The organism is Pseudomonas trutticola BRTCR10, assembly GCF_056155105.1.
On sequence record NZ_CM149552.1, the window covers coordinates 6,262,110 to 6,285,415 of the forward strand.

At 61.7% G+C, this 23,306-nt stretch carries 21 protein-coding genes and 1 other RNA gene; 10 read left to right on the plus strand and 12 right to left on the minus strand.

Going from position 1 to position 23,306, the window contains the following annotated elements:
* Positions 1-33: 33 nt before the first annotated feature.
* Positions 34-1,818: a type IV pilus assembly ATPase TfpB gene (gene tfpB / locus ACVVH8_RS28500; RefSeq protein WP_475227531.1), complete on the plus strand. Its 1,785-nt coding sequence runs from the start codon at positions 34-36 to the stop codon at positions 1,816-1,818.
* A 5-nt stretch (positions 1,819-1,823) separates the two neighbouring features.
* Here tfpB and ACVVH8_RS28505 read toward each other — a convergent pair whose 3' ends face one another.
* A complete protein-coding gene (locus ACVVH8_RS28505; protein WP_475227534.1) occupies positions 1,824-2,789 on the minus strand; it encodes a hypothetical protein in 966 nt (321 codons plus the stop codon).
* 155 nt (positions 2,790-2,944) lie between these two features.
* Between ACVVH8_RS28505 and ACVVH8_RS28510 the strand changes: the two genes are divergently transcribed.
* Positions 2,945-3,265, plus strand: a complete 321-nt coding sequence (locus ACVVH8_RS28510) for a DUF2388 domain-containing protein (RefSeq protein WP_169843014.1) — start codon at positions 2,945-2,947, stop codon at positions 3,263-3,265.
* A gap of 169 nt (positions 3,266-3,434) precedes the next feature.
* On the opposite strand, the gene gcvP is transcribed toward ACVVH8_RS28510, so the two are convergent.
* The 10 genes from gcvP to ACVVH8_RS28560 form a co-directional block, all read right to left on the minus strand.
* Complete coding sequence (gcvP, locus tag ACVVH8_RS28515; RefSeq protein WP_475227536.1) at positions 3,435-6,308, minus strand: aminomethyl-transferring glycine dehydrogenase; 2,874 nt, start codon at positions 6,306-6,308, stop codon at positions 3,435-3,437.
* A 167-nt stretch (positions 6,309-6,475) separates the two neighbouring features.
* Positions 6,476-6,859, minus strand: a complete 384-nt coding sequence (gene gcvH, locus ACVVH8_RS28520) for a glycine cleavage system protein GcvH (protein ID WP_103302498.1) — start codon at positions 6,857-6,859, stop codon at positions 6,476-6,478.
* 47 nt (positions 6,860-6,906) lie between these two features.
* Complete coding sequence (gene gcvT / locus ACVVH8_RS28525; RefSeq protein WP_103302499.1) at positions 6,907-7,989, minus strand: glycine cleavage system aminomethyltransferase GcvT; 1,083 nt, start codon at positions 7,987-7,989, stop codon at positions 6,907-6,909.
* A 155-nt stretch (positions 7,990-8,144) separates the two neighbouring features.
* Positions 8,145-9,761: an ABC transporter permease gene (locus tag ACVVH8_RS28530; protein ID WP_213026901.1), complete on the minus strand. Its 1,617-nt coding sequence runs from the start codon at positions 9,759-9,761 to the stop codon at positions 8,145-8,147.
* Positions 9,762-9,925: 164 nt separating this feature from the next.
* On the minus strand, positions 9,926-10,930 hold the full coding sequence (locus ACVVH8_RS28535) for an extracellular solute-binding protein (protein WP_475227538.1): 1,005 nt from the start codon (positions 10,928-10,930) through the stop codon (positions 9,926-9,928).
* 246 nt (positions 10,931-11,176) lie between these two features.
* Positions 11,177-12,394 (minus strand): 2-octaprenyl-3-methyl-6-methoxy-1,4-benzoquinol hydroxylase, encoded by a 1,218-nt coding sequence (locus tag ACVVH8_RS28540; protein ID WP_475231240.1) that lies wholly within the window; start codon positions 12,392-12,394, stop codon positions 11,177-11,179.
* A 9-nt stretch (positions 12,395-12,403) separates the two neighbouring features.
* The gene (locus ACVVH8_RS28545) at positions 12,404-12,889 is read right to left on the minus strand and encodes a DUF4442 domain-containing protein (protein ID WP_475227541.1); all 486 of its coding nucleotides are present in this window, start codon (positions 12,887-12,889) and stop codon (positions 12,404-12,406) included.
* Complete coding sequence (ubiH, locus tag ACVVH8_RS28550) at positions 12,882-14,069, minus strand: 2-octaprenyl-6-methoxyphenyl hydroxylase (protein ID WP_475227543.1); 1,188 nt, start codon at positions 14,067-14,069, stop codon at positions 12,882-12,884. Before ubiH ends, ACVVH8_RS28545 begins: the two co-directional genes overlap by 8 nt.
* The gene (gene pepP / locus ACVVH8_RS28555; protein ID WP_103302505.1) at positions 14,066-15,400 is read right to left on the minus strand and encodes a Xaa-Pro aminopeptidase; all 1,335 of its coding nucleotides are present in this window, start codon (positions 15,398-15,400) and stop codon (positions 14,066-14,068) included. The genes ubiH and pepP overlap by 4 nt, the downstream gene beginning before the upstream one ends.
* 27 nt (positions 15,401-15,427) lie before the next feature.
* Positions 15,428-15,988 (minus strand): YecA/YgfB family protein, encoded by a 561-nt coding sequence (locus tag ACVVH8_RS28560; RefSeq protein WP_123532641.1) that lies wholly within the window; start codon positions 15,986-15,988, stop codon positions 15,428-15,430.
* A 118-nt stretch (positions 15,989-16,106) separates the two neighbouring features.
* Between ACVVH8_RS28560 and ACVVH8_RS28565 the strand changes: the two genes are divergently transcribed.
* The 4 genes from ACVVH8_RS28565 (at position 16,107) to ACVVH8_RS28580 (ending at position 17,524) form a co-directional block, all read left to right on the plus strand.
* Positions 16,107-16,316, plus strand: coding sequence for a TIGR02449 family protein (locus ACVVH8_RS28565; protein WP_103302507.1), 210 nt, complete (start codon positions 16,107-16,109; stop codon positions 16,314-16,316).
* Positions 16,313-16,630: a cell division protein ZapA gene (locus tag ACVVH8_RS28570; RefSeq protein ID WP_007967943.1), complete on the plus strand. Its 318-nt coding sequence runs from the start codon at positions 16,313-16,315 to the stop codon at positions 16,628-16,630. The genes ACVVH8_RS28565 and ACVVH8_RS28570 overlap by 4 nt, the downstream gene beginning before the upstream one ends.
* A 30-nt stretch (positions 16,631-16,660) precedes the next feature.
* Positions 16,661-16,839, plus strand: a non-coding RNA gene (gene ssrS / locus ACVVH8_RS28575) — 6S RNA.
* 79 nt (positions 16,840-16,918) lie between these two features.
* Positions 16,919-17,524, plus strand: a complete 606-nt coding sequence (locus ACVVH8_RS28580; protein WP_103302508.1) for a 5-formyltetrahydrofolate cyclo-ligase — start codon at positions 16,919-16,921, stop codon at positions 17,522-17,524.
* A 36-nt stretch (positions 17,525-17,560) separates the two neighbouring features.
* Here the strand turns inward: ACVVH8_RS28580 and ACVVH8_RS28585 are convergent, their stop codons facing one another.
* Complete coding sequence (locus tag ACVVH8_RS28585) at positions 17,561-17,716, minus strand: hypothetical protein (RefSeq protein ID WP_007911192.1); 156 nt, start codon at positions 17,714-17,716, stop codon at positions 17,561-17,563.
* A 197-nt stretch (positions 17,717-17,913) separates the two neighbouring features.
* Here ACVVH8_RS28585 and ACVVH8_RS28590 point away from each other — a divergent pair, with 197 nt between their 5' ends.
* From ACVVH8_RS28590 to ACVVH8_RS28605, 4 genes are all read left to right on the plus strand, one after another.
* On the plus strand, positions 17,914-18,363 hold the full coding sequence (locus ACVVH8_RS28590) for an EVE domain-containing protein (protein ID WP_103302509.1): 450 nt from the start codon (positions 17,914-17,916) through the stop codon (positions 18,361-18,363).
* 124 nt (positions 18,364-18,487) lie between these two features.
* Positions 18,488-19,453: an HlyD family secretion protein gene (locus ACVVH8_RS28595; RefSeq protein ID WP_401302111.1), complete on the plus strand. Its 966-nt coding sequence runs from the start codon at positions 18,488-18,490 to the stop codon at positions 19,451-19,453.
* Positions 19,450-22,173 (plus strand): ribosome-associated ATPase/putative transporter RbbA, encoded by a 2,724-nt coding sequence (gene rbbA, locus ACVVH8_RS28600; protein WP_475227547.1) that lies wholly within the window; start codon positions 19,450-19,452, stop codon positions 22,171-22,173. Before ACVVH8_RS28595 ends, rbbA begins: the two co-directional genes overlap by 4 nt.
* Complete coding sequence (locus ACVVH8_RS28605; protein ID WP_475227550.1) at positions 22,174-23,292, plus strand: ABC transporter permease; 1,119 nt, start codon at positions 22,174-22,176, stop codon at positions 23,290-23,292.
* Positions 23,293-23,306 lie beyond the last annotated feature (14 nt).

Here is a 23,306-nt window from a genome sequence, read left to right on the forward strand (position 1 = left end):
TCCTTTGCGCACAGTCGTTCAAAAGGAGCCCGCATGTCCGTTCAACTCGCCACTCAGGACCGCTGGCTGGAACTCAACGATGTGTTGCGTGAACTGGTCGCCCAAGGCTTCATCAGCCAGGACTCGGCCGAACAGGCGCTGAACGCCCGTCGGCGCCACGCCGCCCACAGCCAGATGCACCCACTGGAATTCATCGCCAGCCAACAGCTCGACGACCTCAGCCGTCCGGGCAAACATCTCGACCTCGAAAGCCTGACCTTGTGGCTGGCGCAACAGGCCGGGCAGCCGTATTTGCGCATCGACCCGCTGAAGATCAACGTTGCCGCCATCACCCCGCTGATGTCCTACGCCTTTGCCCAACGGCACAAGATTCTTGCCGTCGCGGTCGACCGCGACTCGGTAACCGTGGCCAGCGCCCAGCCCTATGTGAATGGCTGGGAAGCCGATCTGACCCACGTCCTGAAACTGCCGATCAAGCGAGTAGTGGCCAACCCGGCGGATATCCAGCGTTTCAGCGTCGAGTTTTTCCGCTTGGCCAAATCGGTCAGCGGCGCCAGCAATGCCGATCAGCAAAGCGGCAACCTCGGCAACTTTGAACAACTGCTCAACCTCGGCGCCAGCGATCAGGAACCGGACGCCAACGACGCGCACATCGTCAACATCGTCGACTGGCTGTTCCAGTACGCCTTCCAGCAGCGCGCCAGCGATATCCACATCGAGCCGCGTCGCGAGCAAGGCACCGTGCGCTTTCGCATCGACGGCGTGCTGCACAACGTCTATCAATTCCCGCCGCAGGTGACCATGGCGATAGTCAGCCGCCTGAAAAGCCTCGGCCGGATGAATGTCGCCGAGAAGCGCAAACCCCAGGATGGTCGGGTCAAGACCAAGACCCCGGACGGCGGCGAGGTCGAGTTGCGGCTGTCGACCTTGCCCACGGCGTTCGGCGAAAAAATGGTCATGCGGATCTTCGACCCGGAGGTTCTGCTCAAGGACTTCGACCAGCTCGGGTTTTCAACTGACGACCTGCGCCGCTGGCAGGACATGACCCGCCAGCCCAACGGCATCATTCTGGTCACCGGGCCAACCGGTTCGGGCAAGACCACCACGCTGTACACCACGCTGAAAAAACTGGCGACGCCGGAGGTCAACCTCTGCACCATCGAGGACCCGATCGAAATGGTCGAACCGGCCTTCAACCAGATGCAGGTCCAGCACAACATCGACCTGAGCTTCGCCGCCGGCGTGCGTGCGCTGATGCGGCAAGACCCGGACATCATCATGATCGGCGAGATCCGCGACCTCGAAACCGCTGAAATGGCGATTCAGGCTGCACTGACCGGGCACCTGGTGCTGTCGACCTTGCACACCAACGATGCGCCGAGCGCGATCAGCCGTCTGCTGGAGCTCGGCGTGCCGCATTACTTGATCAAAGCCACCGTGCTTGGCGTCATGGCCCAGCGGTTGGTGCGCACCCTGTGCCCGCACTGCAAGGCGCCCCTCACGCTTGAGGAAGAAGACTGGCAAACCCTGACCCGACCGTGGCAAGCACCGCTGCCGACGAATGCGCAACGCGCGATTGGTTGTCTGGAATGTCGCGACACCGGTTATCGCGGTCGCGCCGGGGTCTACGAAATCATGCAACTGAGCGATAGCCTCAAGGCGTTCATCACCCCCGACACCGACCTCACGGCGATTCGGCGCCAGGCGTTCAAGGAAGGCATGCGCAGCCTGCGCTTGTCCGGAGCACAGAAAGTCGCGGCCGGGCTGACGACGATCGAGGAGGTGTTGCGGGTGACGCCACAGAGTGAGCAGCGCTAGAGACGCTACCAGTCGATCACATTGACCTCGGCATTGGGCTTGATCCACAGCACGCTGCCGTCGGATTGCCGTTGCAGAATCGAGTGGTTGAGCTTGAGTCCTTTCCCGGTGCGCAGATTTCGTACCGCGTCGGACTTGCTCGGGCTGAACATCAAGGTGCCCGGACTGTTCTGCGCCACCCGCACTCCATGTGGGTATTGCCAGTCGCCGACGGTTAGCGGATTTTCCAGCTGACCCTCCCACCGCAATAGCCGGTGCTGCTGGTCGAGTGTCACGGAGACACTCGACAACACGATGCCGCGCACTGAAACCGGCTCCCGGGCCATCCAGTCACTGACGCTGTACTCGTCGCCCTCCCGATAGATTCGGCTTTGCGCCGGCCAGGTCTCTCCGGCAATCTGCGCACCGGCCACCAGCGTACAAGCACTAAAACGCCAGCGCTCAGGTTGCAGCCGGGTCTCCTCGGTGACACTCATCTTCAACCAGGTGCCGCCCGCACAGGGCCAGCCATCGACCACTTGATCCCCCACCAGCAGCAACTCGGCTTCGGGCAGGAAATACATTTTCAATGCCGAAACCTTTATCCCGGCAATGGCATGCGGAGCGATGAATTCAGCACTGCGTACACTGGCCAGACCATGGATTTGCGGCTCACCCTTCTCGTCCAGCGGTTCGAGCGTACTCAGGTGCACACTGGCACCGGCCGGCAAAGTCAGCTCCCCGACCTGAAGAGCGTGATCGAGCGTGGGATTACGCAGCTGACGCTCCCGGTGATCGACCCATAGCCGATACGAGGTCAAGCCAACAACGCTGACACAGACCAATGCCATGGCCCCGACCTTGCGTGGATGCCGCAGCAACGGTCTGCGCCACGCCGGTACACACAGCATGATCAAAAGCACGGGCAGGCCGATGAAACCGACCATGAGAAACCACCAGAACATGGCATAAAACAAAGCAGGAAAATTCAAGGCAGCGTCCATGCGTGAAAACCATCGCGCATGGTGCCAAACAACTCGTTGGAGCCCTAGCGCTAGATTGCGCAACAGGCTGAAACAGAGCACTCATGGAACCGGATCGGGCAAATGACGATCCAAGGCCGTAGTTAACCCCCAGGAGTCATCTCATCATGCGTCTCAAACTTGCTGTCGCCACCCTTGCCTTGCTGTCCCTCCCTGTTGGTTCAGCGATGGCCGACAGCTTTTGGCGTAACGTCATTTCGTCCGGCGCCACCACTGGCTCGACCTACCTGACCTTCAAGGATCACAAGCTGATCGTCGCCGCACAGGACGATGCCGGCAGTTTCGTTGCCAGTGATGGCGGGATCCGTGGCCCGTACCTGGAAGCGGCGATGCAGAAAGTCCGCGCCGACAATCCGGGCCTGCAAGCGACGGACATGGAACTGGCGAACGCGATTCTGGCGAAGAATGCCGTGGCTTCCGAATAAGCCTTTCACCGAAGAAAATGCCGCTCACATGAGCGGCATTTTTTTGCCCGCTATTTCAGATGCGCCATAGAACCCTGTGGGAACGGGCTTGCCCGCGATGGCGGTGCAGCATTCACCCAATATGCTGGATCTGCCCGCTCCCACAGGATTTGGATAACTTCCAGAAAAGTCAGCGGTAATCGTCCACCGGCACGCAAGCGCAAAACAGATTGCGATCCCCATAGACGTTATCCACCCGATTCACCGCCGGCCAATATTTGTGCGCCTTGTTATGCGCATCCGGAGTAATGCCCTGCTCGATACTGTAAGGCCGCTCCCACACCCCGGTAACATCCGCCAACGTGTGCGGCGCACGCTTGAGCGGGTTGTCTTCCGCCGGCCAGTTGCCGTTCTGCACCTCGCTGATTTCTGCGCGAATGCTCAACATGGCGCCGATAAAGCGGTCCAGTTCGGCCTTCGACTCGCTCTCGGTCGGCTCGACCATCAACGTCCCCGGCACCGGGAATGACATGGTCGGCGCATGGAAGCCATAGTCCATCAGGCGCTTGGCGACATCTTCTTCGCTGATCCCGGTCTGCGCCTTCAGCGGCCGCAGATCAAGAATGCATTCATGCGCCACTCGCCCGTTGCGCCCGGTGTACAGCACCGGAAACGCGCCGGATAAATGTTGCGCCAGATAGTTTGCCGCCAGAATCGCCACCTCACTGGCATCGGCCAGTTGCGGGCCCATCATGGCGATGTACATCCAGCTGATCGGCAGAATACTTGCGCTGCCCCACGGCGCTGCGCTGACCGCACCGTTCTGCGCCAGCGGTCCGTCAATCGGCACCACTGGATGGTTGGCGACAAATGGCGCCAGATGCGCACGAATGCCGATCGGCCCCATGCCCGGCCCGCCGCCGCCATGGGGAATGCAGAACGTCTTGTGCAGGTTCATGTGCGACACGTCGGCGCCGATGTCCGCCGGCCGCGCCAGCCCGACCTGCGCGTTGAGGTTGGCGCCGTCCATGTACACCTGACCGCCGTGCTGGTGGATAACTTCGCAGATTTCGCTGATGCCTTCTTCATACACGCCATGGGTCGACGGATACGTCGCCATCAGGCACGACAACCTGGCCCCGGCCTCGGCGGCTTTGGCCTTCAGATCATCCAGATCGACGTTGCCCGCCTCGTCGCACTCGACAATCACCACACGCATTCCGGCCATCTGCGCCGAGGCCGGGTTGGTGCCGTGGGCCGAGGACGGAATCAGGCAGATATCCCGCGTCCCCTGCTGGCGGCTCTCGTGATATTTGCGGATCGCCAGCAGCCCGGCGTACTCACCCTGAGCGCCGGAGTTGGGCTGCATGCAAATCGCATCGAACCCAGTGATCGCGCACAGCCAGCGCTCGAGCTCTTCGATCATCAGGGTGTAGCCGACTGCCTGCTCTCGGGGCACAAACGGATGCAGGTTGGCGAACTGCGGCCAGGTGATCGGGATCATCTCGCTGGTGGCGTTGAGTTTCATCGTGCAGGAGCCCAGCGGGATCATCGACTGGTTGAGCGCCAGGTCCTTGTTCTCCAGTTGCTTGAGGTAACGCAGCATCTCGGTTTCGCTGTGATGAGCGTTGAACACCGGATGGCGCAGGTAAGGCGTCTTGCGCTGGAGGTTGTCGGGAATGCCTGAAACCAGGACTTCAGCATCGAGATCGTCGACGTTCAAACCATGATCGGCACCAAGCAGCACATCGAAGAGTTTTGCGACTGTATTTTCATCGCTCGTCTCATCCAGGCTCAGACCGACGCGACCACGGCCGAGGATTCTCAGGTTGATCTGCGCGGCCTGGGCGCTTCCGATGATTGCGGTTTGCGCGCCGCCAACGTCCAGCGTCAGCGTGTCGAAAAACCGTGCGTTGACCCGTTTGATGCCGTGGCGCTCAAGACCCGCCGCGAGGATGCAGGTCAGCCGATGTACGCGCTGGGCGATTCGTTTCAAACCTTCCGGCCCGTGGTAAACCGCATAGAAACTGGCGATGTTGGCCAATAACACCTGTGCCGTGCAGATATTCGAATTGGCCTTCTCGCGGCGGATATGTTGCTCGCGGGTTTGCAGGGCCATGCGCAGTGCCACGTTGCCCCGGGCATCCTTCGACACGCCAATGATCCGCCCGGGAATCGCCCGTTTGTATTCCTCGCGGCTGGCAAAAAATGCCGCGTGCGGCCCACCGTAGCCCATGGGCACGCCGAAACGCTGGGACGAGCCGAACACCACATCAGCGCCCAATTCACCCGGCGGCGTCAGCAACAACAAACTCAATAGATCAGTGGCGACGCAGGCCAACGCCTGCTGTGCATGCAGGTGGTCAATCAGCGGCTGCAAATCAGCGATTTCGCCGTGGGTGTCGGGATATTGCAGCAGCGCACCGAACACCTGGTGCTGCTTCAAGTTATCCACAGCATCGATGATCAACTCGAAGCCAAACCCTTCGGCACGGGTCTGCACCACGGAAACGGTTTGCGGATGACAGTTCTCGTCAACAAAAAACAGATTGCTCTTCGACTTGGCAACGCGCTTGGCCAGTGCCATGGCTTCAGCGGCGGCGGTGGCTTCATCGAGCAACGAAGCGTTAGCCAGTTCGAGGCCGGTGAGGTCGATGGTCATTTGCTGGAAGTTCAGCAAGGCTTCGAGCCGACCTTGGGCGATCTCCGGTTGATACGGCGTGTACGCGGTGTACCAACCGGGATTTTCCAGCACGTTGCGCAAGATAACGCTGGGTGTGAGGGTGCCGTGGTAGCCCATGCCGATCAGGCTGGTCCACACCTGATTCTGCTCGGCATACCCGCGCAGTCTGGCCAGTGCGGCTTGCTCATCCAGCGCCGGCGGCAGATCGAGCGGGCGATTGAAGCGAATGCCCGGCGGCACGGTCTGCTCGATCAGTTCGACCCGGCTGCCGAGACCGAGACTGTCGAGCATGGCTTGTTGCTCAGCGGCATCCGGGCCGAGGTGACGGCGCAGGAAGGCCTCGGAATCGCGTAACTGGCTCAGGGACGGCAACTGGGACATGACGGGCTCTCTCTAGGCTGGCGCTCGGCGTCAATGCAACACGGTCAAACCAGCATAGCAGCCCGTGTAGCAACTCATTTTCAGTACAGACGCCCGCTCCCACACTGGATTTTCATTGCCCATGAAAAAGCCCCGACGAGTCGGGGCTTTGGGGTATCGCTCGAAGCTTATTCGCCGATGGCTGCCTTGTAGGCCGCGGCATCCAGCAGCTTGTCCAGCTCAGCCTTGTCGCTTGGCTTGAGTTTGAAGATCCAGGCAGCGTACGGCTCGTTGTTCAGTTCTTCCGGCGAGTTGGCCAGTTCTTCGTTGACCGCGATCACTTCTCCGCCAACTGGGGAGTAGATGTCGGAAGCCGCCTTCACCGATTCAACAACACCTGCTGCATCACCGGCAGCAAACACTTTGCCGACCTCAGCCAGTTCAACGAACACCACATCACCCAGCGCTTCCTGCGCGTGATCGCTGATGCCCACAGTAACGGTGCCATCGGCTTCCAGACGTGCCCATTCGTGACTTTCGGCAAAACGCAGTTCGGCAGGGATATCGCTCATCTTCGGTGTCCTCAAGAAATTGTCAGCGGTCTGCCCGCCGGAAAAGGTTAGATCAAAGTTTTGCCGTGGCGCACGAAGGTCGGTTTGACCACGCGTACCGGGTACCACTTGCCACGGATTTCCACTTCGGCGCGGTCGGCGGTGGCCATCGGAACACGCGCCAGGGCAATCGATTTGCTTAGCGTAGGAGAGAAACTACCACTGGTGATCTCCCCTTCGCCAACATCGGCGATGCGAACCACCTGATGAGCACGCAAAACACCGCGTTCTTCGAGCACCAGACCGACCAGTTTGTGCGCAACACCCGCGGCTTTTTCTGCCTCCAGCGCGGCGCGGCCGATGAACTGGCGCGAGGCCGGTTCCCAGGCAATGCTCCAGGCCATGTTCGAGGCAAGCGGCGAAACGTCCTGATGAATGTCTTGACCGTAGAGGTTCATCCCGGCCTCAACCCGCAAGGTGTCGCGGGCACCAAGGCCGATCGGCGAAATGCCGGCTCCGACCAGATCGTTGAAAAACGCTGGAGCCTGATCAGCCGGCAAGGCGATTTCCAGACCGTCTTCACCGGTGTAACCGGTACGGGCGATGAACCAGTCGCCGTCGGCGTGCGCTTCGAAAGGTTTGAGCTGCTGGATCAGCGAGGCGCGGGACTGGGTGACCAGTTCGGCAATCTTGTGCCGAGCCTGCGGGCCTTGAATGGCGAGCATGGCCAGTTCGGAGCGCTCGTGCAGCTGCACGTCGTAACCGCCCACTTGCGCATTCATCCAGGCCAGGTCCTGATCGCGGGTGGAGGCGTTGAACACCAGCCGATAACCGTCCTCGAGACGGTAGACGATCATGTCGTCGACGATGCCACCGCGCTCGTTGAGCATGGTGCTGTACAACGCACGGCCGGGGTTGTGCAGGCGTTCGACATCATTGGCCAGCAAATGCTGCAGCCAGGCTTTGGCCTGAACACCGGTGACATCAATTACGGTCATGTGGGAAACATCGAACACCCCGCAATCGCGGCGCACTTCGTGGTGCTCCTCGACCTGCGAGCCGTAATGCAGTGGCATGTCCCAACCGCCAAAATCGACCATCTTCGCGCCGAGGGCGAGATGCAGGTCATACAGAGGCGTACGCTGTCCCATGGGTTTCTCCTTCCGGGCGTGGCGAAGGTGCGGACAGCCGCTGCACGGGTGAAAGCCTTGAAATAGAAGGCTCTCAGCCGATTCCAGCGAACAGATCTGTCAGACGAACCGCACCGAATGCCGCGCATTGTAGCCGCATGATTCAGGACTCACTACTAAGTGTTTCGGTGCGCCGAGCGGCGGATCAGTCCGATAACCGGCAATAAACCGACCAGAACCAGAGTCAGCGCTGGCAATGATGCCCGCGCCCATTCGCCTTCGCTGGTCATTTCAAAGATGCGCACGGCCAGCGTGTCCCAGCCAAACGGGCGCATCAGCAGGGTCGCGGGCATTTCCTTGAGGACATCGACGAACACCAGCAACGCCGCGCTCAATGTGCCGGGCAGCAACAGTGGCAGATACACTTTGAAAAACAGTCGCGGCCCACTGACACCCAGGCTACGTGCCGCTTCGGGCAAAGACGGCCGTATACGCGCCAAGCTGTTTTCCAGCGGGCCGTAGGCGACAGCGATGAAGCGCACCAGATAAGCCATCAGCAACGCCGCCAGACTGCCCAGCAGCAAGGGTTTGCCGGCGCCACCGAGCCAGCCCGAAAGCGGGATCACCAGTTCGCGATCCAGATAACTGAACGCCAGCATGATCGAGACCGCCAGCACCGAGCCCGGCAAGGCGTAGCCAAGATTGGCCAGACTGACGCCGGAACGGATCGCCGGAGTCGGTGCCAAGCGTCGGGCAAACGCCAGCAACAACGCGACGCTGACGGTGATCAACGCGGCCATGCCGCCCAGATACAGGGTGTGGACGATCAGCCCGGCGTAACGCTCATCGAGATCGAAACGGCCGCGCTGCCAGAACCAGACGAGCAGCTGCAGCATCGGAATGACGAAAGCGCAGGCGAAGACCAATCCGCACCAGCTCATCGCCGCGAGCGCCTTGAATCCACGCAGGTGGTACAGCGCCTTGACCCGTGGCCGCTCGTTGCCCGCCCGATTGGCCCCGCGTGCGCGGCGTTCGCCGTACAGCACCAGCATCACCACCAGCAACAACAGGCTGGCCAGTTGCGCCGCGCTCGGCAGGCTGAAGAAGCCGTACCAGGTTTTGTAGATGGCCGTGGTGAAGGTGTCGAAGTTGAACACCGAGACTGCGCCGAAATCCGCGAGGGTCTCCATCAGCGCCAGCGCTACACCGGCGCCGATCGCCGGCCGCGCCATCGGCAACGCAACGCGCCAGAACGCTTGCCACGGCGATTGCCCGAGCACCCGTGCGGCTTCCATCAGGCCTTTGCCCTGAGCAAGAAACGCGCTGCGCGCCAGCAGGTAAACGTAGGGATAGAAGACCAGCACCAGCACCACAATTACCCCGCCGGTGGAGCGTACCCGTGGCAACCGCAGGCCAGTGCCGAACCATTCACGCAGCAGCGTTTGCACGGGGCCGGCGAAATCCAGCAGGCCGACGAAAACGAAAGCCAGTACGTAGGCCGGGATGGCGAACGGCAGCATCAGCGCCCAGTCGAGCCAGCGCCGCCCGGGGAATTCGCAGAGGCTGGTCAGCCAGGCGAGGCTGACACCGAGTAGCGTCACGCCGACACCGACGCCGAGCACCAGGGTCAGGGTGTTACCCAACAGGCGCGGCATCTGGGTTTCCCACAGGTGCGACCAGATCTGCTGATCGATGGTCTGCCAGGAGAGCAACAGGACACTCAGGGGCAACAGCACCAGCGAGGCAATGGCGAAGACAATGGGATACCAGCGGCGTTGGGCGGGGTGGGCCAAAGAAACAGTCTCGTTCAAATGATTGTGCCCACGCTCTGCGTGGGCACACATCCTGTGACGCTCTGCGTCACGCTTTCAGCGGCACGACGCGGAGCGTCGGGGGATGCATTCCTACGCAGAGCGTGGGAACGATCAGGTTCACGGTGCGCAGTATGAACGCCGGATCAGTTCCAACCCGCCCGATCCATCATCCGGATCGCTTCAGCCTGACGCTTGCCCGCGACTTCCACCGGCAAGGTATCCGCGACAAACTTGCCCCACGCCGCCACTTCTTCCGAAGGCGCTACGGCCGGGTTGGCCGGGAACTCCTGGTTCACGTCGGCAAAAATCTTCTGCGCCTCAGGCGTGGTCATCCACTCGACCAGGGCCTTGGCCGCTTCCGGGTGCGGTGCATGCTTGGTCAGGCCGATCCCCGATAGATTGACGTGCACGCCGCGATCCGCCTGATTCGGCCAGAACAGTTTCACTGGCAGATCCGGCTTCTGCTTGTGCAGTCGACCGTAGTAGTAAGTGTTGACGATGCCGACGTCGCACTGGCCGGCGTTGATCGCCTCAAGCACCGCGACGTCATCGGAGAACACGTCGGTGGACAGGTTGTTGACCCAGCCCTTGAGGATTTTCTCGGTTTTCTCGGCGCCGTGGACTTCGATCATGGTCGCCGTTAGCGACTGGTTGTAGACCTTCTTCGCCGTGCGCAGGCACAGGCGCCCTTCCCAGTTCTTGTCGGCCAGCGCTTCGTAGGTGGTCAATTCACCCGGTTTAACCCGCTCAGTGGAATAGGCGATGGTCCGTGCGCGCAGGCTCAGGCCAGTCCAGGCGTGAGTGGACGAGCGATATTGAGCGGGAATGTTGGCGTCGATGGTTTTCGACGTAAACGGCTGGAGGATGCCCATCTGCTCGGCCTGCCAGAGGTTGCCGGCATCGACAGTCAGCAGCAGGTCGGCGGTGGCGTTCTCGCCTTCGGCCTTGATGCGCTGCATCAGCGGCGCTTCCTTGTCGGTGATGAACTTGATCTTCACCCCGGTCTTGGCGGTGTAAGCATCGAACACTGGCTTGATCAGCTCATCGATGCGCGACGAGTAAACCACCACCTCGTCGGCGGCCTGGGCAGTGGTACTGCCAATCAGGGTCAAGGCCAGTGCGGTCAGAAGACGCTTGGGTGCCAACATGGGAGTGGTCTCTCGGTCGGAAAATGTGGGCCAAATGATAAGGACTCACATTTACCAGCTCAATCGATCACTGTTCGAAGGAGTTACCAGATGTTGCACAGCGTGTTTTTGTAGTGGCATCACCGACGCCATCGCGGGCAAGCCCGCTCCCACAGGGTCTTCGGGTGTACACAACATTGATGTTTCACACCGACCACTGTGGGAGCGGGCTTGCCCGCGAAGAGGCCATCAGCCTCAATGAAAATGTCAGGCTTTAGCGAGCGCGGGAAGATCACCGGTCAAGCCGAGGGCTTCACGCACAAATAACGCTTTCGCTTCGGGCATCTGCTCGACCAGTTTCAAACCCGTGTTACGCAACCAGCGCAACGGCAGCGGATCTGCCTGGAACAATCGCTCAAACCCTTCCATCGCCGCCATCAGCGCCAGATTGTGCGGCATGCGTCGACGCTCGTAGCGGCTCAGGACCTTCACGTCCGCCAGTCGCTCACCGCGCTCGTTCGCTTGCAGCAGCACTTCGGCCAACACCGCCGCGTCGAGGAAGCCCAGGTTCACACCCTGCCCCGCCAAAGGGTGAATGGTGTGCGCAGCGTCGCCAATCAGCGCCAGCCCTTCAGCCACGTAACGCTTGGCATGCCGCTGACGCAGCGGCACGCTCAGACGCGGGTCGGCACTGACGACTTCGCCCAGACAACCTTCAAACGCACGCTCCAGCTCACGGCAGAATTCCGCTTCATCCAGCTTCATCAAGCGCTCGGCCTCGCTCGGCGTGGTCGACCAGACGATCGAGCACCAATCCTGCTGACCGTCGCGCTCCAGCGGCAGAAACGCCAGCGGGCCGTGATCGGTGAAGCGTTGCCACGCGGTCATCTGATGCGGTTTGCTGCTACGCACGCTGGTGACAATGGCGTGATGCAGGTAATCCCATTCGCGGGTGGCCACGCCGGTCAGGCGGCGTACGGCCGAATTGGCGCCATCCGCTGCGATCACCAGTGGCGCACGCAATTGCCGACCATCGGCCAGCGTCAGCAGCCAGTCATCGCCCGAGCGACGCATCTGTTCCAGTCGCGCATTGGCCAGCATGCCCAGATCGCAATCGTGCAAACGGTCGAGCAAGGCATCCTGGACCACGCGGTTCTCGACGATATGGCCGAGCACCTCGGCGTGCACGCTGCTCGCCGAGAAATGAATCTGCCCGGTGCCACTGCCGTCCCACACGTGCATGTCGGTGTACGGACTGCTGCGCCGCTTGGCGATGCCATCCCACACGCCGAGGCGTTCGAGGATTCGCTGGCTGGCCGCCGAGAGCGCACTGACACGCGGTTCAAACGCCGCGTCGGCATCGAACGGTTTCACGCTCAACGGGCTGCCGTCGAGCAGCAACACTTCCAGCCCGCTGTCCTGCAACGCCAGCGCGAGGGCGCTGCCGACCATTCCGGCTCCGACAATCAGCAGATCTGCGCGCATTTCCATGCTTTAAGCCTGTCTCGCTTGCGGCTTGAGCCGCACGTAAAGGGTTTTACCGACCCGCGCCACAAGGTTGCCGGCGCCGTCATGAATGTCGACCTGCAACTGCGGCAGGTATTTCTCGCCACTGGCGGTCTGCCGGCGGATCTCGCCGAGCAAGGTCTCGTCGATGCTGAAGCGGGCGAATACCGGGCCTTTGCCCGGCGCAATGAAATCGATATCGGCCGCCTTGTCCCAGACGATGTACCGCGATCCGAGGTTTTCCATCAGCATCAGCATGAAAAACGGATCAACCATCGAATACAGACTGCCGCCGAACTGGGTACCGACGTAGTTGCGGTTATACCAGCCCAGGCCCATCGACACCTGAATGTCGCGGAAGTCATCGCTGATATGCCGCACCCGCACTCCGGCGCCCAGGTACGGCGGGTAGAACGTCATCACCCAGCGCATCAAGCGCGCTTTGCCAAATCTGGCGGTCAACCCCTTAAGCATCCGGTCGGGTTCCCAACCCCATCGCCTGACGGGCAAACCAGCGCTTGGCTGGCGGCAACAGATCGAGGCCGAGCAGACCGATATTACGGCCCAGCGAAACCAGCGGTTGCGTGCTGCCGAACAAGCGCGTGACCTGATCGGAGAAGCCGACTGTAAGGTCCTGATCAAGACGCTGCCGCTCGCGATACGCCTGCAAGGTGGCGAAGTCGCCGAGCGGTTTGTCGCTGCTCAACAAAGCGGCGGCCAAGGCATCGGCATCGCGCAGAGACAGGTTGAAACCCTGACCGGCAATCGGATGCAGGCTGTGCGCCGCGTTGCCGAGCACGGCCAGATGCGAACGCACCTGTTCCTCAGCTTCAACCAGCGACAGCGGATACAAATGCCGCGCGCCGACCTGTTTCAGCGTACCGAGGCGATAGCCGAAAACGCCCTGCAATTCGCTGAGGAAATCGCGCTCATTCAAGTCCGCCAGACGCTGCGCGTCCATGCCCAGACGCGTCCAGACCAGCGCGCAGCGGTTTTCCGGCAGTGGCAGCAGCGCCATCGGGCCTTCGTCGGTGAAGCGCTCGAAGGCCATGCCGTTATGCGCTTCGCTCGGGGTGATGTTGGCGATCAGCGCGCTCTGGTTATACGGACGCTTGCGCACGTTGATGCCCAATTGCTCGCGCAGCCCCGAGCGGCCGCCATCGGCGAGCACCGCGAGGTCGCATTCAAGGGTGGTTTCATCATTGAGCGTCAGGCGATAGCCATCCGGCAGCGGCTCCATGCGCGTGACTTCCGCCGGGCAGCGCCAGCTGATCACGTCTTTGTCGATGTGCTGCCACAGACACTGGCCGAGCCAGGCGTTTTCCACCACGTAACCGAGCGCCGGTACGCCCTCTTCCATCGCCGACAAACGTGCGGTGGAGAAGCGACCACGGTCGGAGACGTGAATCTGTTTGATCGGCTCGGCGCGGCGGGAGATTTCCTGCCACACGCCCAGCCGTTGATAAATCTGCCGCGAGCCGAAGGACAACGCCGACGAACGCGCGTCGTAGCTCGGCTGCCAACTGTCGCCGGGGGCGAACGGCTCGATCAGGACAATTTTCCAGCCGCGGGCCTTGGCCCCGGCCTGCAAGGCCAACGCCAGACTGGCGCCGACCAGGCCGCCACCGATGATTGCCAGATTGACTCGACTCATGCTGCGTGTGTCCGTGCTTGCGCCATCAGCGCTTCGATTTCGGCGACGGTTTTCGGCACGCCGCTGGTGAGGATTTCACAACCGGTTTTGGTCACCACCACGTCGTCCTCGATGCGTACGCCAATGCCGCGCCATTTCTTCGCGACGTTCTGATTGTCCGGGGCAATGTAGATACCCGGCTCCACGGTCAGCGCCATGCCGACCTCCAGCACGCGCCATTCGCCGCCGACCTTGTACTCGCCGACGTCGTGCACATCCATGCCCAGCCAGTGGCCGGCGCGGTGCATGTAGAAAGCTTTATAGGCTTCAGTCGCGATCAACTCGTCGACCTCGCCTTGCAGCAATCCAAGTTTCACCAGCCCCGTGGTAATCACTCGAACCGTGGCTTCATGCGCCTGATTCCAATGCTTGTTCGGGGCGATTTCGGCGAACGCGGCTTCCTGCGACGCCAGCACCAATTCGTAGATCGCTTTCTGCTCGGGCGAAAACTTGCCGTTGACCGGCCAAGTGCGGGTGATGTCGCTGGCGTAGCAGTCGATCTCGCAACCAGCGTCGATCAGCACCAGATCACCGTCCTTGAGCAGTGCGTCATTCTGCTGGTAATGCAGGATGCAGCTGTTGCGCCCGGCCGCGACGATCGAGCCGTAGGCCGGCATCTTCGCCCCGCCCTTGCGGAATTCGTAGTCGAGTTCGGCTTCGAGGCTGTACTCATAAAGCCCGGCACGGCTGGCCTGCATCGCCCGGATGTGGGCCTGGGCCGAGATCCGGGCGGCTTCGCGCATCACCTTCACTTCTGCCGCCGACTTATACAGGCGCATGTCGTGCAGCAGATGATCCAGGGCAACGAATTCGTTCGGCGGCTGGGCGCCGAGATGCGCTTTAGAGCGGATCACGTTGATCCAGTCCATCAGGTGGCGGTCGAATTCGGGGTTGCTGCCCATCGCCGAATACACCCGGTCGCGGCCTTCGATCAGGCCCGGCAGGATGTCGTCGATATCGGTAATCGGGAACGCGTCGTCAGCGCCAAAGTCGCGGATCGCGCCTTCCTGGCCTGCGCGCAAGCCGTCCCACAATTCGCGTTCGGCATTGCGTTCACGGCAGAACAGCACGTATTCGCCGTGCTCGCGGCCGGGCATCAAGACGATGACGGCTTGCGGCTCGGGGAAACCGCTGAGGTACTGGAAGTCGCTGTCCTGACGGTAGACATGCTCGACGTCGCGGTTGCGGATCGCTACCGCGGCGGCAGGCAGAATCGCGATGCTGTTGGGTTCCATCTGCGCCATCAGGGCCTTGCGGCGACGGCTGTATTCCGCTTTGGGGATATGGATCATGGGCAGATGGCTTTCCCTGGCACGCGATTAATGCAGCGACGGCTTGGCGGCTGGCGGCACGTCGGCTTTCTTGGTTTCCGAGAACAGCAGCAGCGGCGCGACGCGCAGGTACTCCATGACTTCCATGTAGTCGGTTTCGCCGTCTTCGGATTCTTCCAGGGCGTCTTGCACCTGGGAAATGGCGGCCAGATCCTGCAGCACTTCGGTAGCTTCGGTGCTGAGCATGCTGCTGTCGCGGCAGTTCAGGCCGAAACCGCTGAGGAAGCCCTGGCACCACTCGCCCAGTGCAGCGGCGCGCTCAGCCAGCGGGGCGTCATCGGTCGGCAGCAGCAGAACGACGGTGACGTCGTCGCCGGTCAGCTCGCCCTTGACCATCTCTTGCAGGCCGATCAGGGCGTTGCGGACGTTGTCCTGGATGTCGCCTTCGAGCAGTTCGGCGGCGTCGATCAGCCAGCCTTCGTTATCGAAGCCGGCACCGGCGCAGCTGCGTCCGAGCAGCACGCCATGCAGTTCGGCAGGCGAGACGTTGTGGCCGCTGGAAGTCAGCAGGGTGGCAAAGGCTTGGTACGGGGAATTCGCAATGGTCATGGGCAGCTAGGCGCCAGACGGCGCTATGTCTAGAATGAAGGCCTTGTATCCTACATCGACAGACTCGCCAAGACTATTAAAGGCTGTCCGCCAGCTAACCCATCAGACAGTGAATCCAATGGAAGACAACGACCTGCAAGCGCTGATGGCCAGACTCGAACTGCTGATTGGCCGAGTCGAGCAACTAAAGAGCCAAAACGGACTCTTACTAGCTCAGGAAAAGACCTGGCGCGAGGAACGCGCGCACCTCATTGAAAAAAACGAAATCGCCCGGCGTAAGGTCGAATCGATGATTTCGCGCCTCAAGGCCCTGGAGCAAGACTCATGAGTTCAAGCAATAGCGTTACCGTGCAGATCCTCGACAAAGAGTATTCGATCATCTGCCCGCAGGAAGAACGCAGCAACCTGGTCAGTGCCGCACGCTACCTCGACGGCAAGATGCGCGAGATCCGCAGCAGCGGCAAAGTCATCGGCGCCGACCGCATTGCCGTGATGGCCGCGCTGAACATCACCCACGACCTCTTGCACAAAGAAGAGCGCCCGGACATCCAGGCCAGCGGCTCGACCCGTGAACAGGTGCGCGACTTGCTCGATCGTGTCGATCTGGTCCTGGCCGACGATCCGGACATCAGCAAGGGCTGATTCGCCAGGCCGCTTGAGGTATACTCGCGGCACTCCCTGGGGTGCTTGCCAGTTGACGATGTCCCTGAGCCGATTCGCACTACCCTGGAAGTTGCACGTTGGGCTGGTGTGCATGTCCGCCAGACGGAAAGCCTTAAAGTCTACTGCATCTTCCACCTTGAACTTTCGGGTTCAAGGGCTAAGTTGACAGCGGTTCATCCGGGGAGCCTGATTCGAATCCGATGTCGGTGAAAACCGACATCGGATTTTTTATGCGTACGTTTTCGTCCAACCTGCCGAAGCCGAACCATGACCGAACCCGCGCTGCTACCCCGCCCGCAACTCCGTCGCCTGCTGCGCAAGGCGCGCCGCTCACTGACTCCCGGTGAACAACGGCAGGCCGCCAAGGGCCTGTTCCGGCAACTGGCCCAAGACCCGCATTTTCGCCGGGCAAAACATATCTCCCTGTACCTGCCCACTGACGGTGAAATCGACCCGCGACTGCTGCTGCGCGAAGCCCAGCGTCGGGGCAAAGCCACCTACTTGCCGGTACTCAGCGCCTGGCCGCGAACCAAAATGGTCTTCCAGCGCATCCGCCCCGGCGAGAAACTCAAGCCCAATCGCTTCCGTATTCTCGAACCGCGCGCGCAGTTGGCGCGCCAGCGGAAAATCTGGACGCTGGACCTGGTGTTGTTACCGCTGGTGGGGTTTGACGATGTCGGTGGGCGACTGGGAATGGGCGGCGGCTTCTATGATCGCAGCCTGGCGTACCTGGCGCGGCGCCAGAACTGGCGCAAGCCGACACTGCTCGGGCTGGCTCATGAGTGTCAGAAAGTCGAACGACTGGCGCAGGCGAGTTGGGATGTTCCGTTACAAGGCACGGTCACCGACAAGGCATGGTATTTCGCGGGATAGGACGCCGCGCAGATCAGCGGCGTCGGGAAGGCAGTTTCAGCGCTTGAAGGCGGTCGACTGTTGAACCTGTTGCGCCACTTCAATCGGTGCATCGGCCTTGTTGGCCCACAGGCTCTGTGCATAACCGGTGGTCACGACACCGAGGCCGAACAAAATCACCAAAGTCCACAGCAAATCCGGTTTGCGTTTCATCGATTGCCCCCCTCAAGGCACATCATCACGATGACAGCAGCGGTTTCCATTCGTAGGCCGTGCAGCAGCGTCAAGCTTTAAAGGCCGGCATTTTGCGACAACGTGAACCTGCGCGCAAACGCTGACGTCAACCGACCGTCGGTTTGTCATAAAATTGCCCGACAACTTGCCCAATGAACGCTTCAGGAGCAAAAACCATGGCCTATTGGCTGATGAAATCCGAGCCGGACGAACTCTCGATCAAAGGTCTTGAAAAACTCGGCAAAGCGCGCTGGGACGGGGTTCGCAACTATCAGGCACGCAACTTCCTGCGGGCGATGGCGGTAGGTGATGAGTTCTTTTTCTACCATTCCAGCTGTCCTGAGCCAGGGATTGCCGGTATCGGGAAAATAATCGAGGCGGCGTACCCGGATCCCACCGCACTGGAACCGGAAAGCCATTACTTCGACCCCAAAGCCACGCCGGAGAAAAACGCCTGGAGTGCGATCGATGTGGCGCATGTCGAGACGTTTGCGCGGGTCTTGAAGCTCGATTACCTGAAACAGCAGACCGCGCTGGCGCAAATGCCACTGGTGCAGAAAGGCTCGCGGCTTTCAGTGATGCCCGTCACCGCCGAACAATGGGCCGCTGTGCTCGGCCTGCGCTGAGAACCGCCCGGTCACGCACTGTCGGCAGACAAAAGGGTCTAGGCTTGCCGCTCATTTGATTGACATCAAGCGCCCCCAGCGCTTGAACCGTCAGACTGGACGCCACAGCCGCAGGATGCCCCCCATGTCGACGCACCGCCGTTCCTCACTGTTATTTGCCGGATCGCTCATAGCCTTATTATTGGCCGCCGGCGGCTTCGGTTACTGGAAGTCGATCAGCAGTCGCCTGCCCGAGGGGCTGTCGGCCGGCAACGGACGACTTGAGGCCACCGAAGTGCAGATCGCCAGCAAGACACCCGGTCGCCTCGCCGAGGTGCTGGTCGATGAAGGCGACAAGGTCACTCAAGGCCAACTGCTGGCGCGCATGGACACCCGCACCCTTGAAGCCCAGCGCAACCAGGCCGAAGCCGAGGTCTTGCGCGCCCGGGAAAACCTCAACGCCGCCCAGGCCAATGTGCAGTTGCGTCAGAGTGAGCTACTGCTGGCCCAGCAGGAACTCGGGCGCTCTCAGTCGCTGTTCAAGCACGGTTTTGTCAGCGCCCAGGTCATCGATCAATTGCAGTCGCGCATCGGCACCGGCAACGCTGCCGTGACGGCGGCCCGCGCCCAGGTGTCGGCGGTTGCTGCAGCGATCGGCGCAGCGCAGGCGCAGGTCGCTCAACTGACCAGCGAAATCGACGACAGCAGCCTGCGCGCGCCGATTGATGGCGTGATCCAGTTACGCATGGCCGAACCCGGGGAAGTGCTGGGCGCCGGTGGCCGCGTCCTGCTGTTGATTGATCTCAACGATCAGTACATGAACCTCTATCTGTCCGCCTCGGTGGCCGGGCGTCTGGCGGTGGGTGATGAAGCGCGGGTGCTGCTCGATGCCCTGCCCGACAAGCCCTTGCCGGCAAAAATCAGTTTCGTCGCCGGCAAATCGCAGTTCACCCCCAAGGAAGTCGAAACCCGCGACGAGCGGCAAAAACTGGTGTTCCGCGTCAAGCTGCGCCTGACCCAACCCAGCGCCGTGCCGCAAGCCAAGCCCGGCATGCCCGGCGCGGGGTATGTGCGCACCGCGCCGATCACCTGGCCGGCCAATCTGCAATGAGCAGCCTCGCGGTTCAGGCGAACGCTATCGCGCACCGCTACGGCAAACAGCAAGCGCTGAGCGATATCACCTTCAGCCTGCCTGCCGGCACCCGCTGCGGGCTGATCGGCCCCGATGGCGCGGGCAAGTCCAGCCTGCTGGGGCTGATCGCCGGGGTGAAGGCCTTGCAGCAGGGGCAACTGAACGTCCTCGGCGGGCCGATTCAGGATCGTCGCCACCGCGACACGCTGTATGCGCGCATCGCCTTCATGCCCCAAGGATTGGGCGGCAACCTGTATCCCGAGCTGTCGATCCGCGAAAACATACAGTTCTTTGCCACGCTGTTCGGTCTGTCGAAGGCCGACAGCGAACAACGCATGCACAACCTGCTGCTCGCCACCGACCTGCTGAAGTTCGCCGAGCGCCCCGCCGGCAAGTTGTCCGGTGGCATGAAACAGAAACTCGGGCTGTGCTGCGCGCTGATTCATGAGCCGGACCTGCTGATCCTCGATGAACCGACCACCGGCGTCGACCCGCTCTCACGCCGGCGTTTCTGGGAGTTGGTCGACGACGTACGGCGCCAGCGCCCGCAGCTGACCCTGCTGGTCGCCACCGCTTATATGGAGGAAGCCGAACAGTTCGAGCATTGCCTGATGCTCGACAACGGCCAATTGATTGCCACCGGCCTGAGCCGTGAACTGGCGGCCGTCACCCCGAGTGGCAAACTCGACGAGGCCTTCACCCATTTCCAGGGTGACAGCCAGCATGACGCCAAGCCGTTGGTGATTCCGCCACGTAGCGGTGACAGCAGCGACATCGCCATCGAAGCCCACGACCTGACGCTGCGTTTCGGCGATTTCACCGCCGTGGATCACGTCAGCTTCGCCATCGGTCGCGGCGAGATTTTCGGTTTTCTCGGCTCCAACGGCTGCGGCAAGACCACCACCATGAAAGTCCTGACCGGGCTGATGCCGGCCAGCGAAGGCCGCGCGACACTGCTGGGCAATCCGGTGGATGCCAAGGATCTGGCCACGCGCAAACGGGTCGGCTTCATGTCCCAGAGCTTTTCGCTGTATGGCGAACTCAGCGTGCGACAGAACCTTGAGCTGCATGCTCGGCTGTTCGACTTGCCCAAAGCCGAACGCGCGCCACGCATCGAAGCGTTGATCGAGCGCTTCAATCTGCGCGGCGTTGCTGATCAGCCGTCAGGCGCTCTGCCCCTTGGGCTGCGTCAACGCCTGTCGCTGGCGGTCGCGGTGTTGCATCGCCCGGAAGTGCTGATCCTCGATGAGCCGACGTCCGGCGTCGACCCGGCCGCTCGCGATGACTTCTGGCGACTGTTGATCGAACTGTCCCGCGAACAAGGCGTGACGATTTTTCTCTCCACCCACTTCATGAACGAAGCCCAGCGCTGCGACCGCATCTCGCTGATGCACGCCGGCAAGGTCCTGGCGTGCGATACCCCGGCGGCGCTGCAATGTCAGTTTGCTGGAGAGACGCTGGAAGCCGCTTTCGTGACGTGTCTGGAACAGGCTCAGGGCACCGCCGAATCGCCGCCCGCGAATGAATCGACGACGGCGCCAACGGCCAATGCACCGCCGCTCAAACAGCGCGGCTTCAGCCTCGGTCGCCTGCTGGCGGTGGCCAGTCGCGAAGGCAAGGAGCTGCTGCGTGACAAGGTGCGCATGGCGTTCGCGCTGGCGGGGGCGATTTTCATGATGGTGATTTTCGGCTACGGGATTTCCCTGGACGTGGAAAACCTCGCGTTCGCCGTGTACGACCAGGACCAGACACCGCAGAGCCGAACCTACCTGGAAGCCTTTCGCGGCTCGCGCTACTTCGATGAGCGGCCGGCCATCCACGACGCTCAAGAACTGCACCGACGCCTGCAACGTTCGGAGATCAAACTGGCGTTGGAAATCCCGCCCGGATTCGGCCGCGACCTGTACGCCGGACGGCAGCCTGCGGTGGCGGCGTGGCTGGATGGCGGCATGCCGTTTCGCGCCGAAACCAGCCGCAACTATGTCGAAGCCGTGCACTTGGCCAACCTGCAACAGTTGGCCGAGCAAAGTAGCCCCGCGATGCAACATCAGGCGGGCGCCAGCCTGGAAACCCGCTTTCGCTACAACCAGGATGTGGTCAGCGTCAACGCCATCGGCCCCGGGGTCATGGCGCTGATTCTGGCGTTCATTCCGGCGATGTTGACGGCGCTGGGCATCGTCCGCGAAAAAGAGCTGGGCTCGATCACCAACTTCTACGCCACGCCCCTGACCCGCCTGGAGTTTCTGCTCGGCAAACAGGCGCCGTACCTGCTGGTCAGCCTGGTCAATCTGGCGCTGCTGGTGGCGATGAACCGCTGGCTGTTCGGCGTGCCGTTCAAGGGCAGCCTGCTGACGCTGGCCTTCGGCGGCCTGCTCTACGTGCTGGCGACCACCAGCATGGGCCTGCTGATTTCAGCGTTCACCCGCACGCAAATCGCCGCGATCCTCGGCACCATGATCATCACCAGCCTGCCGACCATCCAGTTCTCCGGGCTGATCGTGCCGCGCTCTTCGCTGGAAGGTGCGGCTGCGGTGATGGGCATGCTGTTTCCGGCGGGGCACTTTCTCGACATCGCGGTGGGCACGTTCACCAAAGCGCTGGACCTGCGGCAGCTATGGCCGCAGTGCCTGGCGCTGTTCGGGTTCTTTGTCGGGTTCACCGGGCTGAGCCTGGTCATGCTGAAAAAGCAGGAGGCCTGAATGCACAAGTTCGCGCACATCCTGCGCCTGGGACTCAAGGAACTGACCAGCCTGCGCCACGACAGGGTATTGCTGCTGTTCCTGTTCTACGCCTTCACCGTGGCGATCTACATGCCCGCCGCCGGCTCAGTGATCGGCGTGCACAATGCCAGCGTGGCGATCGTCGACGAAGACCACAGCGCGCTCTCGCGCCAGTTGGCCCAAGCCCTGCAACCGCCGGAGTTCCAGACGCCGGTGCTGTTGCCTTACCCGCAACTGGACCAGGTCATGGACAGCGGCCAGTACACCTTCGTCATCAACATTCCGGCAGGTTTTCAAACCGACCTGCTGGCGGCGCGGCACCCGGCCATTCAGGTCAATGTGGACGCCACCGCCATGAGCCAGGCGTTCATGGGCGCCGGTTACATCGGCCGGATCTTCCAGCGTGAACTGCAGGACTATGGCGGCCAGGGCGATGCCGCGAGCAAGACGCCGATTCAACTGACCACCCGCGCGCTGTTCAATACCAACCTGGAGGGCGGCTGGTTTCTGGCGGTAATTCAGATCGTCAACAACATCACCATTCTGGCGATCATCCTCACGGGTACGGCGCTGCTGCGCGAACGCGAACACGGCACGCTCGACCATTTGCTGGTGCTGCCGCTGACGGCGCTGGAAATCATGCTGGCGAAAATCTGGAGCAATCTGCTGGTGGTGGTGCTGTGCACCTGGCTGTCGCTGGAGGTGGTGGTCAAAGGCGCGCTCGGCGTACCGTTGGCCGGCTCGATGAGCCTGTTTTTGCTGGTGACCGCGGTTTATCTGTTTGCCAGTACCGCGTTGGGAATCTTCCTCGCGACGCTGGCGCGCTCGACACCGCAGTTCGGCCTGCTGGCGATTCCGGTGATCATCCCGATGTTGCTGCTGTCGGGCGGCAGCACGCCATTGGACAGCATGCCGCAGTGGCTGCAGTGGGTCATGCAGGGCTCACCGTCCACGCACTTTGTCAGCCTTAGCGCCGCGATTCTGTTCCGCGACGCCGGGCTGAGCGTGGTCTGGCCGGACTTGCTGGCGCTGACGGCCATCGGCCTGCTGTTCTTTGTCATCGCCCTGGCACGTTTTCGCAAAAGCCTGGCGTCCTGAACAGCGGCCGGAGT